This is a genomic window from Neobacillus sp. SuZ13 (assembly GCF_030123365.1).
Taxonomy (GTDB): Bacteria; Bacillota; Bacilli; order Bacillales; family Cytobacillaceae; genus Neobacillus.
The window spans coordinates 4,180,034-4,195,890 of sequence record NZ_CP126107.1; the positions used below are offsets into that span (position 1 = coordinate 4,180,034).

The following is a 15,857-nucleotide window of genomic DNA, read 5'->3' on the forward strand; positions in this document are numbered from 1 at the left end:
ATCTATAATAATGTCTCTGTTAAATTGTCCTGTTGATTTCCGCTCCAGGCACTTCGCTTTCCGCGGGCGGTTCGGGGAGCCTCCTCGTCGCTGCGCTCCTGCGGGGTCTCCCCTGCCCCGTCCTCCCGCAGGAGTCTTCGTGCCTTCCGCTCCAATCAACAGGGTGCCAAATTAAACAATAACCTTTACAAACATATAATAATAATAAAAAGCTCTCCTTATTAGGAGAGCCGTTTATATCCAGCATACATTCCCATTAATAACGTTCTGTAAGCCATGTTCTGTACCAGTGTACTACAAACGACACGGGTGTGTCTCGTACTTAGGTGGTAATCATCTATCTACAGGCTCAAATTTGAGCCTGTCCTTCTCCTTGTTCAATTCCTCAGAGAAAGTGCCCCTACCATTATTTGGGTTTCTCGCTCGTGGGGTTTACCCGTTCCACCCTTCCCATTTCTGGAAAGGCTACGTCACTGTGGCACTTTTATAGGTATTCATACCATATCCTAAAAAGGACTTAGGTATTTTCCCGGCCGTCAGTTGGATGCTAGCCCCAACTGCCCTAGCTTATGAATTCACTAGGCACGAACACTACGAGCATCTCAGCTCGTGCGAGCATGGACTTTCCTCTGCAAGAAAGCAAATGCATCTTACAGCGATTACCCGAACGTTATTAATGAATACAATTTATTATATGTATTTCACGCTGGTAATTCAATGGTTATTAACAGGAAATCTTCCTATTTTTTGTTAATCATAAAGCTTGTTACCAAAAACATGTTTTTCAAGATTGGATAAACGCTTCAAGATATCAAAATTTGTTGTTCCTGCAGGTTGAGCTGCTGGCTGCCTTTTTGATGTTTCCTCAAGCTGTTTCCGGAGCCGAAGATTTTCCTGTTGAAGATCTTCAATCTCCTGATGAAAAGTTCCATAGTCTTTAATGATTAGATCTAAGAACTTATCAACATCTTCTTGTTTATAACCGCGTACTCCAGACTTAAACTCTTTTTCTAAAATATCCTTCGCTGTTAATTTCACTTTATCTGACAGCATTCCATTCACCTCAGTATTTGCCAATCACTACCTATTATTTTTTCAAAAATATGTAGTTTTGTCAATTTTCATTTGTATTGTCAGTATTATGATTTTTAAAACAATTCAATATATGGAATAACCACCGTAAAAATGACTAAAACCTAAAAATCAGACAGTTTCATTTGTTCTTCTTCCACAATCATTTGTAAATCATAAAATGTTATAAGTTCAATGGAGTATGGATGTTTCTTTCGGTATTCCAAAGCCATTTCATAAATAAATTTTGGATTCCCTTCTTTTTCCTGATCGTACAGAAGGAGGAGTCCATCACTTTTTTCAATAAAAAATTGATTTTTCAACCGAAATTGCCAAGGTTTTTCATATACCTTTTTCGAAACAGAATCAATGAAATCTGCTTGAGCAAGGATCGACTCATACCATTCCCGGTTATTTTCCTTCCATGATGCTTGCTGGTCTAAAAATGGAGTGATCACCGCTAGCTTTACATCAGGAAATTCCATTTGCAGTTCAAAGACAACCTCAGCAGCCCACAGCTCCACGCCTAACTGACCACTGATCAGCACCCACTCTAATCCTTCTTCCATCATTGGAAGTAATGATTTCTTTAAAGCAGCCTTAATAAATAAAACCGACGGATGATCATTCTTAAAAATCCCTAATTCAAACGGTTTATAACCTGATATGGCTAGAACTTTCATCTAAAAATGTTCTCCTCAATATAGGAATTTTTTTAAAAATGGATAAACATTTGGACAAGAATAGCATATCATGTAGTAATAATAAATAAAAAACAAGGGCTAAAAAGCCCCTGTAATCAACTATTAACTATTAGCGTCTAGGTCCCATGAATGGTCCTGGTGCAAATCCTGGGCCTCCTGGACCGCCCATTCCTGGACCAAATCCCGGGCCTCCTGGGCCAACCATTCCTGGACCAAATCCTGGGCCTCCTGGGCCAACCATTCCTGGACCAAATCCTGGGCCTCCTGGACCGAAACCTGGGCCTCCTGGCATAGCGTTTGGTAAAGCATTTGCAGCCGGCAGAGTTGCTGGCAGTGGAGCTATTGGAGCACATGGGTTACAGCAGTTAATATGCTGATTGCATACCTCTTCAGCACATGAAGCAGTTTGTGGGCAGTAATGCTTATGTTGAAACAAATGATGATTCACCGTTGTTGTGTGGACAGGGTGAATATGGGGAACCACTGTTGTTGAAAACGTATGGTTCACAAATTGTTGAGTCGGATGAATAACAGGCGGCGTAATATTAGTTCCAAGATACATATGAAAATCTCCCTTCAGAATTTTGTTTACATTACAGCCTATGTTGAAGGGATTACTCTTGTACTAATGAAAATACCTATTTTTCCTTGGCAACAGTTTATTTCCTTAATTTCTATTTAAATATGTATAAATATGCCTAGCTTAAAACAAAATATTCTAGGCATATGTTTTATTTATAGAAAAGAATAAAAGCTATCTTTTAAACTTGTAAAAATAACTGCAGTCAAACATACGACAACGAAAAATAAAAATAAAATTGCTTTATACATATAACCAGCTCCAAATGTTTTGTATTTCATTTTTTTCAATCCAATTTCAAATTTTACAACTTTCAGCTTTAATTAACAATATGGAAATACTGGTTTTTCAAACAAATTACAAAGATTTTTTGACAAAAAAGTGAACTTTAAAAAAGTTAATTATTTTTCTAGTTATTTTGCCATTTTCCGCTCTAACCGCTTAAGCCTGAATTGCAGTTGTTCTAGACTGCAGTGGCCTGAAATTATGGATGTTTGTTCCGATTGAGACACAAGCATAATCGCTTTCTGACAGTATTCTATAGCAAGTTTATAATCTTTTATTCTATGTTCATATATTTTTGCAAGTTCTAAGCAGGCTTCTAACATCAACCGTTTATTACCCGAATCTGCAACATCTGAAAATAGTTTCTCCGCTTTTACCCAATCTTTTTCTTTTTTGCGTTGTAAAGCTAAAGAAAATTTAGCTTGAAAGGATGTCATATCACTTCCATTAACAAGTTGGGTTAATACTTTCTCAGCCTGATTTTTTTCACCTAAAGCTGCAAACCAGCGCCCTACCTCAAAAGACTCCGGCCTGGTCTGATCAGTATCAAGCCCGCAAAGCTGGAACGTGATATGTGTGTATAAGGTAACAAGCGATAAAATATCAATTTCATTATGCTTTAGAATGCCCATCATCCCATCTGGTTGTTTACTATCAATGAAATCAAAATAAATCATTGGAGCTAAAAAGCCAGGAATATCATCGACTCTTTCCACACCAAGTACCTCTTTCTCAACGACAGCTAACTTCAAACGCTCTAATTTATGCTTCCAAAGTCTCTTCGCCGCATGAAACAAATCAAAATGTCCAAACTGTGGCAGCTTGGGGACATGTTCTCGAACAAGGGTATGTCTAGTCTTTACCTGCGGCCAATCAAATGACTTCCCATTATAGGTCACGAGCGTTTTATAATTGACTTTCTCTAGAAAGCTTTGATATAAAGCAACTTCGGCACCCGGATTAGGTAAAATATGTTGTCTTAAGATGAGGGAATCGCCCGATACGCTGGCATAGCCGAGAAGGAAAATGGTATTTCCTACTCCGCCTCCAAGCCCCGTTGTTTCGGTATCAAAAAAGAATAATTCCTCCGCTTGATGTCCTTCGGCAGATAATGGATGATTGACGGGTTGTTTGTTCCAAATGTCGACTGCAGTGAGGAAATCCCGAAAACAGTAATGCCCGTGCTGATGTGAGAGTGGATATTTCACTTCTCTGATTAAACAGTAATCCTCGTCTAAAAAAAACGGAAACACGTTTGCATGTTCCCATTTTTCCTTGAAGGGAACCTCAATGTTAGCTGTTTTTAGAGGAGTATTCATTTTTTCTGATGATCCCCCAACAGAAAGATGTGGTTTTAAACGATTTAATTTATTTTTTAACGACATCGCTAATCTTCCTTCTCCTATATTGAGGAATTTAAAAATGCTTCAATTATTTTTAAAACATCCTTTTTCGCTGCTTCACTAATTGTGTCCGTACCAATGCAGGATGGGCAGCCATATTCACACTGACATCCGTTAATCATTTTCTTTGTTTCGATAAATACTTCTGACATTCCCATGTGTATTTTTTCGCTTAAGCCAATCCCGCCTGGGTAGCGGTCATAAAAGAAAATGGTTGGCTTTTCATTATGATCTGCCTTCACCTGTGGTATAACATGAATATCCTGTGGGTCCGCCATTACGAATAAGGGGGCAATATGGTTTAGTGCGTGGGCCGTCCCAACAAGCCCCTGTTCGAGTCGCTCATGGCCCAATTCAGACAAAGGCTGGTTTAAGGAAATCCATGCTGCATTGGTGTGCAGCTCCTCTTCAGGCAAATGGATTGGTCCGGACCCAATATTTTCGTGTGTTTCAAATTTTATTTTTTTAAATATGGTTGCCATCGCTCGTACACTAACATCCCCATAGCCAAATTCCGCCTCGTCTAATTCTTGAAGTTTGTCCACTTCAAGCACTTTTAATTGGACGGCTAAATTTGCATCAGTAAAATAGTCTACATCTACTTCCCTTACGAACGCCTTTTTCTCTTCCCAATCGAGTTTTTCAACCTGGAATTGGGTACCTTGATGTAAATAAATGGCTTCATCATGGAGAAGCGTCATCGCAGAAAAGCGGTCCATTTCTCCAATAACTTTGACATTGGCCACATCAGATTGGTCAACAATGATGACATTTTCCTGTGATGCCGATCGCAAACTAATGTTATGTGCAGGGAAGGAATCATTCATCCAATACCACTTTCCGCTGTTATGATAAAGAACACGTTCCTCGGTTAAGTATTCTAGCAATTCCTCTGTTTCCACGCTTCCAAATTGCTCTCCAGCTTTAAACGGAAGTTCATAGGCAGCACATTTCATATGATCGATTAAGATAATAAGATTGTCTGGATTTATTCTTGCTGTTTCAGGGCTTTTATTAAAAAAGTAATCAGGATTCTGGATGATATATTGATCAAGTGGACTAGAACTTGCTACCATAATAACAAGTGCTTCACTATGCCTTCTTCCGGCTCTTCCCGCTTGCTGCCAAGCACTGGAAATGGTACCTGGATAGCCGGTCATAATACAAACTTGCAACTGTCCAATGTCCACCCCTAGTTCTAGAGCATTCGTGCTGACTACACCGTAAATCTCACCAGAACGGAGATCTTTTTCTATCTTCCTTCTTTCGGTTGGGAGATATCCGCCTCTGTAGCCCATTATAGACTTTGCACCCAATTGGTTTTTCACTAATTCTTGCAAATAGGTTAGGATGATTTCAACTCTTACTCTGCTTCTCGCAAAGACTATTGTTTGAATTTTATTTTTTAATAGTTCCCCTGCAATTTTCCGCACCTCTAGCGTGGCGCTTCTCCGAATGTTTAACGGCTTGTTTACGATAGGCGGGTTATAGAAGAGAAAATGCTTTGTACCACTAGGGGCCCCATTGTTATCAATCAGGTGCATTTTTTCTTCTGTAAGGGTTTCGGCTAACTCTAGTGGATTCGCAATTGTTGCGGAAGTACAAATGAACACAGGGTTACTTCCATAATATTTACAAATCCGTTTTAGCCTTCTAATTACATTGGCTACATGGCTGCCAAACACACCGCGATACGTATGAAGTTCATCTATGACAACAAATTTAAGGTTTTCAAACAAGGAAACCCATTTTGTATGATGCGGTAGAATAGCTGAATGTAGCATATCTGGGTTCGTAATCACCACGTGACCTGCTTGTCTTACTCGTTGACGAATATTTGCTGGCGTATCCCCATCATACGTATAACTATTGATGTCTATACCGGCTGCTTGTATAATTTCATTGATTTCGCTCTTTTGATCTTGTGCTAGAGCCTTAGTAGGAAACATATAAAGGGCGCGTGCGCTTGGATTTGCTAGGATTGTTTGCAAGACTGGCAGATTATAACATAGGGTTTTCCCTGAAGCTGTCGGAGTTACTGCAACAATACTTTTACGGTCCCTAATTTTTTCATAGGCTGCGTTTTGGTGTGTATACAGTTGTTCTATTCCCCTGCCATTTAATGCAGATTTTAATGCTGGATGAAGGTCATTGGGAAGCGGAACTGTTTGAGCCTGCTTTTCTTCGAGTGTATGCCAAGTTACGATATTTTCCTTGAATTGATCATTTATTTTTAAGTCCGTTAATATTTCTTGTAGGTTTTTTCTTAATTTCATGCCCTCTCACCTCATTACTTCTATTCTAACCGAATAAGCGTTCGCAACAAAAGTAAAAATGATAAATTTATGCTTTTATTCCAGTGGTATCTTTTTCCTCTTTTATAAAAAGGTCAATCTATTCCTTAACCTTTATTAATACCATAAACTATTTCTTAAATTTTTGTTACAATAGATAATAACTGACAATGACTGTGAAGGTGATTGAATGAAAATTGAAGAAATAAAAAAGGTGCTCTCTGATTTTACTCTTTTTCGAGAATTAAATGAATTTGAACTAACAAAAATAACTGATATCGCCATCTCCAGAGAATGGAAAAAGCAAAGCCATGTATTTCTCCAAGGTGACCCGCTTGAAAATGTTTATTTTATTTATGACGGAAAAATCAAAATCTACAAAAGCGACATTAACGGCAAAGAACAAATTGTTGCTATTGCCCAAAAAGGCGAGATGTTCCCCCATGTAGGCTTTTTCAGAAAAGGTGATTATCCTGCCTATGCAGAAGTACTTGAGCCATCAACACTAATTACTGTTCCAATTTCAAAATTTGAAACCGTTTTGATTGAAAACCCAGAGCTATGTATTAAAGTGTTTAAAGTGTTGGGAGAAAAAATCGTTGATTTACAAAACCGTTTGGAAGAGCAAATCCTAAATAATACCTATGAGCAAATTGTAAAACTTCTGATCCGAATTGCGCAAAAACATGGAAAAGAACAAGAAGATGGGACTATCCTCTTAAAATCGGAATTTACGAACAAGGATCTTGCTAATATGATAGGGACAACTAGGGAAACCATTAGCAGAACACTGACAAAAATGAAAAAGGATGAATTAATTGAAGTAGATGATAAAGGCAACATGATTGTAGATGTTGAAATTCTCATGGAAGAGATCCATCTAATATAAACAAAACCGCAGCCACTCGATGCTGCGGTTTTGTTTACTTTATGTTAATGATAATTTAAGTATATCTTGCATGTCTTCTTGTGCTGTACCAATCAATTTTAGATTAAAGGTATCCTGTAGAACCTGTAACACACCTTCAGATATAAATTCAGGCGGTTTTGGACCAATTCGAATATCCTGTATCCCAAGACTAAATAGACCGAGTAAAATCGCGACGGCCTTTTGCTCAAACCATGACAAAACAATGCTGACTGGAAGTTCATTCACTTCGCATCCAAATGCATCTGCAAGCGCGAGTGCAATTTTTACTGTTGATCCAGAGTTATTGCATTGGCCTAAATCGATATACCTTGGAATATTCGTCCCCGGCACAACTCCATAGTCGACATCATTGAAGCGGAATTTTCCACACGAGGTTGTTAATATTACAGTCTCCGGTGGGAGTGATGTAGCAAGCTCCCGGTAATAATTACCGCCAGGACCTGGGGCATCACAGCCTGCGATGACAAAGAAACGTTTGATTTTTCCTGCTTTAACCGCATCGATTACTTCTGGTGCTAAGCCTAGGACCGTTTCATGATGGAAACCGGTAAGTAATGTTTCATCAGATTCTATGGCAGCATCAGGTAGTTCTAAGGCTCTGTTAATTAATGGGGCAAAATCATCATTGATAATCTTCTCTACATTTTCAAGTCCAGCCACTTCATATGTAAACATTCTGTCAGCGTAGCTTCCTTTGATGGGCATAACACAGTTTGTTGTCGCTAGGATGGCTCCTGGAAATTTTTCAAACAAACGACGCTGATCATACCAAGCTTTCCCGATGTTTCCTTTTAAATGGGCATATTTTTTCAACGCTGGATAACCGTGAGCAGGGAGCATTTCGGAGTGGGTATAAATATTGATCCCCCTTCCTTCTGTCTGCTTTAATAATTCCTCCAAAGCAAATAAGTTGTGCCCTGTAACGACTATGCATTTTCCTTCAATCTTATTTTGGCTGACCCGGATTGGTTCAGGAATTCCAAGTCGGGTTGTATGAGCTTCATCCAGCATCTCCATTACACGAACCACTGATTTACCGACCTTCATCGCCATGTCAATATGTTCTTGAATATTAAAATTGGAATTCGTTAAGGTCATGTATAAAGCTTCATGTGTGGTCGCATCTACAAAGGAATCTGTATACCCTAATTGATTTGCGTGTGTCCGATATGCTGCAATTCCTTTTAAAGCAAAGATAATTGTGTCTTGTAAACTAGCAATGGTCTCATCTTTTCCACATACTCCTATTACATTACAGCCGCCAGTTGGAGTTTGTTCACATTGATAACAGAACATTTTATTTCCTCACTTTCCATTTCTTTTCTGCTTTACTATACTAATCAACCCACACTTTAAATGTGATATAGGTCACATCTGAAGCAATTGTAATAAATCGTTCAAAATCGTTATTTTATGGCGGCACATACCCAGTTTTATTCGCATATACTGGCAATTGAAAAACTGGAAAGCGAGGGAATCCATATGTCATCTATGGTGCCGAATGATAAGAATTCAAAAAAGCCAAGAACAGATTCTTTTGGTGATTTAATGAAAACGATGAACGAATTTTTCCATGAAAAACCGATTAAGGGCTTTTTACAGTCAATCGATGATTTTTTCAAAAGTCCATTTCCACCAGGGGCAAACTTCCATGTTGACACAATTGAAACAGGTAACGAATATATCATCTCAGCTGAGCTGCCTGGGATTAAACGGGAGCAGATTCAATTAAATATCTCAGGTAATTATTTAACTATTTCTGTGGAAAATAGAGAAATTGAAACAGCCGAAGATGAGAATAACCAGATTTATCGACGAAAATACTTACAACAAAAGTCATCCAGAACCATCTCCCTTCCTCACACAATTAACGAGAAAAATGTGAAAGCTTCCTATCGTGATGGTTTATTAAAAGTCCGAATTCCACAGGAAAAAGGGAAAATGATTGAAATTGAGGAGTAGACAACAATATTTCTCCACATGAAAAGACGGCTTACCAGCAGCCGTCTTTTTCTTTACGCTTTAAATATTCCACCAAATCCTTTGACAAGCGAGCTCACCTGATTAACAGCATTCATCATCTGTCCGGCTGTGTTAACCATTTTATTAATATCTACCGATCCATCCTGGGATTTAAAAGAGTTCATAAAGGATTGGACCCCTCCCGGCTGTTTGGGGATTGCACTTTGTTTAGGATATGGATTCATCGCTGGATATCCATTCATTGGAGCGTACTGTGGTTTTTGTACCATCTTTTCTTGCGGCTGTAATGGATTCTGGAAAAGGAATTGCGAATCCGTTTGTGAAAATGGCTGGCTATTGTACGAAGGACCTTGAGAAACGTGACCTTGTTGATAGTTTTGCATATAGGGCGGGTAAGCTTGCTGATAATATGGGTTTTGTTGATTTTGTTGTTGGTATAATGTCCAATCAAAGTTTTGAGGTGGACTTTGATATACGTATGGTGGATTACTAGTAAAGTGCTGCTGATTTCTATACTGACCAACTGGACCTTGGTGCATCATTTGCCCCGGATATCCATTATTGAAGTAATTGGTTGGTCTTTTCTTTCCAAACATGGGCAAACATCTCCTCCGCATTTTTATCTACTACACTTTATGAAGAAAAGGAAGGAATGGTGAATCCTCCAGAAAAGATTCCCAATGTCATAATGACAAGAATTTTGTCTAAAGTTTAAATATTTTAAAAACTAGAAATCCATTACTTTCGTGATACGATAGAAAAAAGGATGAAGGAGGAGCTAATAGAGATGGACATTCGCGAATTAAAAAGCAAATTTATTCAAAGCAGGGATTATACAACTGATGATGTTAATGCATTAATGGATTTTGCTAAGAAAGCGTATATTCATAACGATATTAATATTAAAGAATATCGTCTTCTTGTCCGTGAACTTGAAAAACAGGGCGCGGTAATACCTGAAACGGATCATAAAGACTCCCTCATCGAACATTCTTAATACAGATAAAAGAGATGCAGCTGCATCTCTTTTGCTATTTTTTCATCTCTTTTAATATTTCTAGAAGAAAATATTCAACCGTACGATTTGCATTAATAAACCTTGATTTACTGGTCTCTGGGAAAAAGGCTTGGATTGAAAGTTGATCAATATGCTCAGAAGTAGTGTCAATTTGCTTTAAATGAAGATATTTATGGTTGGAGTCTGAAATCCATTTTTTCATAGCCAGTTTCCATCGGTCATTTATATCCTTAACTTCATTTGCAAATGGCTTTATGACTTCATGAAAATCATACTTAATCCCTGCTGTTCGCCCCTCTTGATAATATTTCATGAATAAGCTGTTAAAAGTTAGTAGTTTTTCTGTTAGAACAATAATTTCTTCAGACATCTCGAAAAAAAACCTTCCTCCCAAAAATAAAAAAGCAGCATGAATTTTTATTCCATGCTACTTTAATTGATATTGTTATTTTAACGGCAATTAAAAGCCCAATTCAAGTTGTAAGGCTCACCGGCTAATTCTAGGTTTGAAATAGAGTTAACTTTATCCATTGTTTGTTGTATTCCAAATAATTTTTGTTTGGATTCCCTTATCTTATCCTGTTCTTCCTGGTCCAAACTTTTTCGCAGGTCTGAGAAGGATGCTTCTAGCACCACTTCCAAGTCTTCTAATTGATCATATATTTCTGTAAGCATTGAAATCAACTTTTCTTTATCGGACAATGGCTTATTCATCAATCAAACCCCTCCCAGCATTTTCTATTTAGTATAATTCTCTTTCTTTCTTTTGCTTCCTTCTGCCTTGACAAAACTAGTTTCTATTCGCCAAAGGTAGTGGTAAAATGGCATTTTTCCCTTAAGGGTTCGACACCAACTTAACTTGCATGAAAATTTAAAAAGCGCACATTCTATTATTGGAGGTGCTATTAATGCCAAAAAATAATAAACAAAACAAAAATCAGCAAACAAAACCAGCCGATGAAGTAAAAAAGACTGGCTACGGTGATAAAAAGCTTGTCGGTGAAAATCGTCCAGCTGAATAAAGCCCAAAAAAGCAAGGGGAAACTTCCCTTGCTTTTTCTAATTCAACTTTTTTAACTGCAAGGTCTTTTGGAGTGCCAGTATTAGTTGAAGTTGATTTGATTTGGTAAAGTACCAATCTGTCAAATGAATCGGATGACGATTGTCAACGGGAAAGTATAACCACCTAGGGGAAACCCTTCGATGCAAACTCCAATCTTCAAATTTATGTTGATTATGCTCTATAATTGGAAAGGTCGCTCGTAAAATCGGTGTTTTTTGACCTGTTTTTAATTTAAAATATTGTTCATAATCATATCTTGAACCAGTATGAGGCGTTTTTACTGCAAACTCATAAAAATAAGGAAAGAGTCGCGGGTGAAAAAGAATATTGGCAAGTCGTTTACCTAAATTGATTCTTTTCGAAAGTGATTTGAAGCCATTGACACTAGCACCGTATAATTCTCCTCCACATGTTGGAAACAATACACAGCTGAAATGAAGCCAATCCTGAAATGAAAAAAGCTTTGTTTGGAAAACCTTTTTTTTATAAACAGGGTGTTCTATTACAGGCGTTTGAATGACATTTTGCTCATTTATGATTAAACAAGTAGTTAGCCTATTCTTATCGTTTTCTTTCCAATATCGATACCATTCCTTTTGGATAAACGTTGAAACATGAAAATAAGGAAGTAAATGAAACATTTGTCGATTCATTTTCGTCGAATATTGATAGACCAACAACTGAGGATAGGCATCATGGAAAATAAGCCAATTTGCCCGTTCATAGGTTAGAAAAAGCTGTTTTCTCGTCATGTCTGTGATCAAATGAGGAAAGATAGACCCTTGCAGGTCACACATATTCCATCCTCCATTTCTTGAAACCATGCTTGCTAAGAAAGCCCAAATGATATCCGGATTTTTTTTAAAAAAAGATAAATATGCTTCTGTCCTTGAGATATTATCGGCATTTTTTTTATTCGTTTCTTCTCGTATTTGACGAATGATTGTTTGTTCCTGTATTGTAAGATGATTCATATTCATCTTCCCTTATGTTTTTTAATAGATTATTAGTACAATTTTAGCGTTTGTTCCTTTTATGAATAATGCATCATGTATAAATTCAGCATTCTCGGTACAATTGTTATTAGCCTGTGTATGCAAAAGTATTTTATACACCCCAATCTTGCTAAGATTTGATATGATAAGGAATAGCTTGAGAGGTGTAAAAAAGTGAATTTTAACTATCCAAATGGAAAAAGGTACATACCTAAAGAACAAGGCACAGACACTGAAAGTACAAGTAAAAAAAGGAAAAATAGTTCTTATAGTAACAGAGGTATGACGCTAGAAGAAGATTTAAATGAAACAAATGAATATTACCGAGAGAGAAAACTAGCAGTTATTCACAAGAAACCAACACCTGTGCAAATAGTCCAAGTTGATTATCCCAATCGAAGTGCAGCTGTGATTAAAGAAGCTTATTTCAAACTAGCATCAACGACGGATTACAATGGTGTTTATAAAGGAAGGTATATTGACTTCGAAGCAAAAGAAACGCAGAATCCCACCTCTTTTCCATTAAAAAATTTTCATCAACACCAGATACAGCATATGGAAGAAGTTCTCAATCAAGGAGGTATATGTTTTGTTATCCTTCGTTTTACAAAGTTTGAACAAGTTTTCTTACTTGAAGCACAACACTTGTTAACTTTTTGGGAGCGGATGACAAGTGGAGGCAGAAAATCAATTACAAAAGAAGAAGTAGAACAACAGGGACATCTGATTCCACTTGGTTTTCAACCCCGAATTGACTATATTAAAATTATAGATAAGCTTTACAATTGAGAAAAGGCTCGAAAGGAAGGAATATTACAATGTCTGAACAATACCAATCAAGAGAGGAGCGCAGAAAGAAGCTCCAATCTAAAGGTAAACCAAAAGCCAAGAAAAAATCTGGAGGACTTGTAAAGAAAATTTTTTTAACATTAGTAGCTCTTGGAATTGTTGGGATACTGGCTGGTGTGGGTACTTTCGCTTACTTAGTAAAAGATGCTCCCGTACTTGACCCGAAATTATTAAAAGATCCAATCCCTTCGAAGATTTTAGATAAAGATGACAAACTTGTAACAGAAGTGGGTGCTGTTAATCGGGAATATGTAAACTATAAGGATATTCCGCCGGTAGTCGAAAATGCGATTTTAGCAACAGAAGATTATCGTTTTTACAAGCACCATGGAATTGATCCGATTCGATTAGGTGGCGCTATTCTAGCAAATATCCAACATGGCTTTGGTTCTGAGGGTGCCAGCACCATTACTCAACAAGTGGTTAAAAACTCATTTTTAACTCCTGAAAAAACCTTAAAGCGGAAAGTTGAAGAAGCTTGGCTTTCTTATCAATTGGAACAGCAATATACAAAGCATCAAATTTTTGAAATGTATGTAAATAAGGTATATGTTTCTGAAAATAGTCATGGGATTGCTACCGCTGCAAAAATTTTCTATGGAAAAGAATTAAAGGACTTAACTCTTGCAGAAGCGGCCCAAATTGCAGGGATGCCGCAAAGTCCAAATAATTATAACCCTTTCGATCATCCTGATTTAGCTGAAAAAAGACGAAACATTGTCTTAACGTTAATGCATCAGCATGGATATATTTCTAAACAAGCGATGGAAGATGCGAAAAAAGTGTCAGTTAAAGATACCGTCTTAAATGAAAAAGAGCGAGAGGTCAAAGAGAAACCCTTTGATTCATTTGTCGATGCAGTCATTGATGAAGTGAATGAAACATCTGATTTTGATATTTTTACTGATGGCTTAACGATTCATACAACACTTGATCCGAATGCACAATCCTATGTAGAGGACATCCTTAATAAAAATGACGTGATTGACTATCCGGATGATGATTTCCAAGCCGGGGTTGCTCTTCTAGATACAAAAACAAGTGAAATCCGTGCCATTGGAGGCGGCAGAAATCAAAAAGTCAAACGTGGATTTAACTATGCAATTGATACTCAGCGTCAACCTGGGTCAACTATTAAACCAGTTCTTGATTATGCGCCTGCAATTGAATATTTAAACTGGGGAACTTATGAAATGATTGAAGATAAACCCATTACTTATTCTTCTGGGAAAAAGTTTGGGAACTGGGACCAAAGCTATAAAGGAGCAATGACCATTAGAACGGCATTGCAATTATCACGAAATTCACCAGCTGTTCAAGCATTGCAACAAGTTGGTCTTGATAAAGCAAAAGACTTTGCAGTGAATTTAGGTATCCCATTAAAGGAAATTTTTGAATCCTATGCAATTGGTGGATTTAAAACGGGTGTATCCCCTCTGCAAATGGCAGGTGCCTACAGTGCATTTGGTAATAAAGGTATTTACACAAAACCTCATGCGATTAGGAAAATAAAACTCCGTGATGGTACTGTGATAAGCACTGCTCCAGAACCGAAGGTAGTAATGAAAGACTCTACTGCTTTTATGATTACAAGTATGATGGAAAGTGTTCTCGAATATCCTGGTACAGGAACAAGAGCGGATGTTCCTGGACTTGACATTGCCGGTAAGACAGGTACAACTAACTATACAGATGAAGAAATTCAAAAATGGGATATTCCAAGCAGCAGATCTGTTCCTGATGCATGGTTCACCGGTTATACCACCAATTACACCGCATCCATTTGGACAGGTTATAAAAATCGGAGCACCCCTATTAATGCGGTTGGAAATAATCAACGTATAGCGCAATTAATTTTTAAGAATGTAATGGAACATGTATCGAAGGATATTGATACACCTGACTTTAAAATGCCTAGCAGCGTACAAAGAGTAAGGATTGAGAGAGGCTCCATGCCTCCAGTTTTAGCAAGTGAATACACACCATCAAGTCAAATTATTACAGAGTATGCTGTGAAGGGTCACTCACCTAATCGAGTTTCCACAAAGTATGACAAACTAGCTGCTCCAAAAAATCTAAATGCAAATTATGATCAGGCAAGTAATACGATTGGATTATCTTGGAAGCACTCTAAAAAATCCAATATTACTTTCTCTATTACAGTGGATAACGGGACAGAACAGAAACAATATACTCAAGCAGAAACGTCATTAACTATTCCAGCGATACCGGGTGCGAAGTATTCCTTCACCATTATTGCGATTAGTGGAGATAGACAAAGCGACCCTGTAACGACAACCCTTGAAATTCCAGCCCAAGAAACTAACCCAGGCACGAGTACCGAACCAGGCACCCCGCCAGGGAACGGAAATGGAAATGGAAATGGAAATGGAACTGGTACTGGCAACGGTAATGGTACTGGTACTGGTAACGGTAACGGCAATGGTAACGGTAACGGTAACGGCAATGGTAACGATAACGGAACTGGTACTGGCAATGGTACTGGCAATGGAAACGGAACTGGTACTGGTACTGGTACTGGTGATGGCACAGGTGACAACGGCGGGGATCAAGGAAATGGAGAAGGAACCACCCCACCAGATACTCCAGTTGACAACGGGACAGGCGAGCAGCCTGCAGTAGGAACTCCTGGCTAAACCTAGCAATCAGAAAACATTAAT

At 37.9% G+C, this 15,857-nt stretch carries 15 protein-coding genes and 1 other RNA gene; 5 read left to right on the forward strand and 11 right to left on the reverse strand.

Features of this window, described 5'->3' with window-relative positions:
• Window positions 1-265: 265 nt before the first annotated feature.
• The 6 genes from rnpB to QNH17_RS20575 all read right to left on the reverse strand — a co-directional run bounded on the left by rnpB (window position 266) and on the right by QNH17_RS20575 (window position 6,319).
• Window positions 266-671, reverse strand: an RNA gene (rnpB, locus tag QNH17_RS20545) — RNase P RNA component class B.
• A 79-nt stretch (window positions 672-750) separates the two neighbouring features.
• A complete protein-coding gene (gene gpsB, locus QNH17_RS20550) occupies window positions 751-1,053 on the reverse strand; it encodes a cell division regulator GpsB (RefSeq protein WP_026563881.1) in 303 nt (100 codons plus the stop codon).
• 143 nt (window positions 1,054-1,196) lie between these two features.
• A complete protein-coding gene (locus tag QNH17_RS20555; RefSeq protein ID WP_283874793.1) occupies window positions 1,197-1,754 on the reverse strand; it encodes an SLOG family protein in 558 nt (185 codons plus the stop codon).
• Between the two features lie 130 nt (window positions 1,755-1,884).
• Complete coding sequence (locus tag QNH17_RS20560) at window positions 1,885-2,337, reverse strand: CotD family spore coat protein (protein ID WP_283874794.1); 453 nt, start codon at window positions 2,335-2,337, stop codon at window positions 1,885-1,887.
• Window positions 2,338-2,768: 431 nt separating this feature from the next.
• Entirely contained in the window at window positions 2,769-4,025 is a 1,257-nt protein-coding gene (locus QNH17_RS20570; RefSeq protein WP_283874795.1) for a ribonuclease H-like domain-containing protein, read from the reverse strand.
• A 17-nt stretch (window positions 4,026-4,042) separates the two neighbouring features.
• The gene (locus QNH17_RS20575; protein ID WP_283874796.1) at window positions 4,043-6,319 is read right to left on the reverse strand and encodes a DEAD/DEAH box helicase; all 2,277 of its coding nucleotides are present in this window, start codon (window positions 6,317-6,319) and stop codon (window positions 4,043-4,045) included.
• Between the two features lie 208 nt (window positions 6,320-6,527).
• Between QNH17_RS20575 and QNH17_RS20580 the strand changes: the two genes are divergently transcribed.
• The gene (locus tag QNH17_RS20580; protein WP_283874797.1) at window positions 6,528-7,226 is read left to right on the forward strand and encodes a Crp/Fnr family transcriptional regulator; all 699 of its coding nucleotides are present in this window, start codon (window positions 6,528-6,530) and stop codon (window positions 7,224-7,226) included.
• 39 nt (window positions 7,227-7,265) lie between these two features.
• On the opposite strand, the gene hcp is transcribed toward QNH17_RS20580, so the two are convergent.
• A complete protein-coding gene (gene hcp / locus QNH17_RS20585) occupies window positions 7,266-8,564 on the reverse strand; it encodes a hydroxylamine reductase (RefSeq protein ID WP_283874798.1) in 1,299 nt (432 codons plus the stop codon).
• Window positions 8,565-8,750: 186 nt separating this feature from the next.
• Here hcp and QNH17_RS20590 point away from each other — a divergent pair, with 186 nt between their 5' ends.
• Window positions 8,751-9,230 (forward strand): Hsp20/alpha crystallin family protein, encoded by a 480-nt coding sequence (locus QNH17_RS20590; RefSeq protein WP_283874799.1) that lies wholly within the window; start codon window positions 8,751-8,753, stop codon window positions 9,228-9,230.
• 53 nt (window positions 9,231-9,283) lie between these two features.
• Here QNH17_RS20590 and QNH17_RS20595 read toward each other — a convergent pair whose 3' ends face one another.
• The gene (locus QNH17_RS20595) at window positions 9,284-9,847 is read right to left on the reverse strand and encodes a YppG family protein (protein ID WP_283874800.1); all 564 of its coding nucleotides are present in this window, start codon (window positions 9,845-9,847) and stop codon (window positions 9,284-9,286) included.
• A 191-nt stretch (window positions 9,848-10,038) separates the two neighbouring features.
• Here QNH17_RS20595 and yppF point away from each other — a divergent pair, with 191 nt between their 5' ends.
• The gene (yppF, locus tag QNH17_RS20600) at window positions 10,039-10,248 is read left to right on the forward strand and encodes a YppF family protein (RefSeq protein WP_283874801.1); all 210 of its coding nucleotides are present in this window, start codon (window positions 10,039-10,041) and stop codon (window positions 10,246-10,248) included.
• Window positions 10,249-10,282: 34 nt separating this feature from the next.
• On the opposite strand, the gene QNH17_RS20605 is transcribed toward yppF, so the two are convergent.
• The 3 genes from QNH17_RS20605 to QNH17_RS20615 all read right to left on the reverse strand — a co-directional run bounded on the left by QNH17_RS20605 (window position 10,283) and on the right by QNH17_RS20615 (window position 12,306).
• Window positions 10,283-10,639, reverse strand: coding sequence for a DUF1798 family protein (locus QNH17_RS20605; protein WP_283874802.1), 357 nt, complete (start codon window positions 10,637-10,639; stop codon window positions 10,283-10,285).
• An 80-nt stretch (window positions 10,640-10,719) separates the two neighbouring features.
• A complete protein-coding gene (locus tag QNH17_RS20610; RefSeq protein WP_283874803.1) occupies window positions 10,720-10,983 on the reverse strand; it encodes a hypothetical protein in 264 nt (87 codons plus the stop codon).
• A gap of 345 nt (window positions 10,984-11,328) precedes the next feature.
• On the reverse strand, window positions 11,329-12,306 hold the full coding sequence (locus tag QNH17_RS20615) for a DUF2515 domain-containing protein (protein ID WP_283874804.1): 978 nt from the start codon (window positions 12,304-12,306) through the stop codon (window positions 11,329-11,331).
• Window positions 12,307-12,501: 195 nt separating this feature from the next.
• On the opposite strand from QNH17_RS20615, the gene recU reads away from it, so the two are divergent.
• Together recU and QNH17_RS20625 are read left to right on the forward strand one after the other, a co-directional pair.
• Window positions 12,502-13,116 carry a Holliday junction resolvase RecU gene (recU, locus tag QNH17_RS20620; protein WP_283874806.1) on the forward strand — a complete coding sequence of 205 codons (615 nt, stop codon included), beginning with the start codon at window positions 12,502-12,504 and terminating at the stop codon, window positions 13,114-13,116.
• A 29-nt stretch (window positions 13,117-13,145) separates the two neighbouring features.
• Window positions 13,146-15,833, forward strand: coding sequence for a PBP1A family penicillin-binding protein (locus QNH17_RS20625; RefSeq protein WP_283874807.1), 2,688 nt, complete (start codon window positions 13,146-13,148; stop codon window positions 15,831-15,833).
• Window positions 15,834-15,857: the final 24 nt, after the last annotated feature.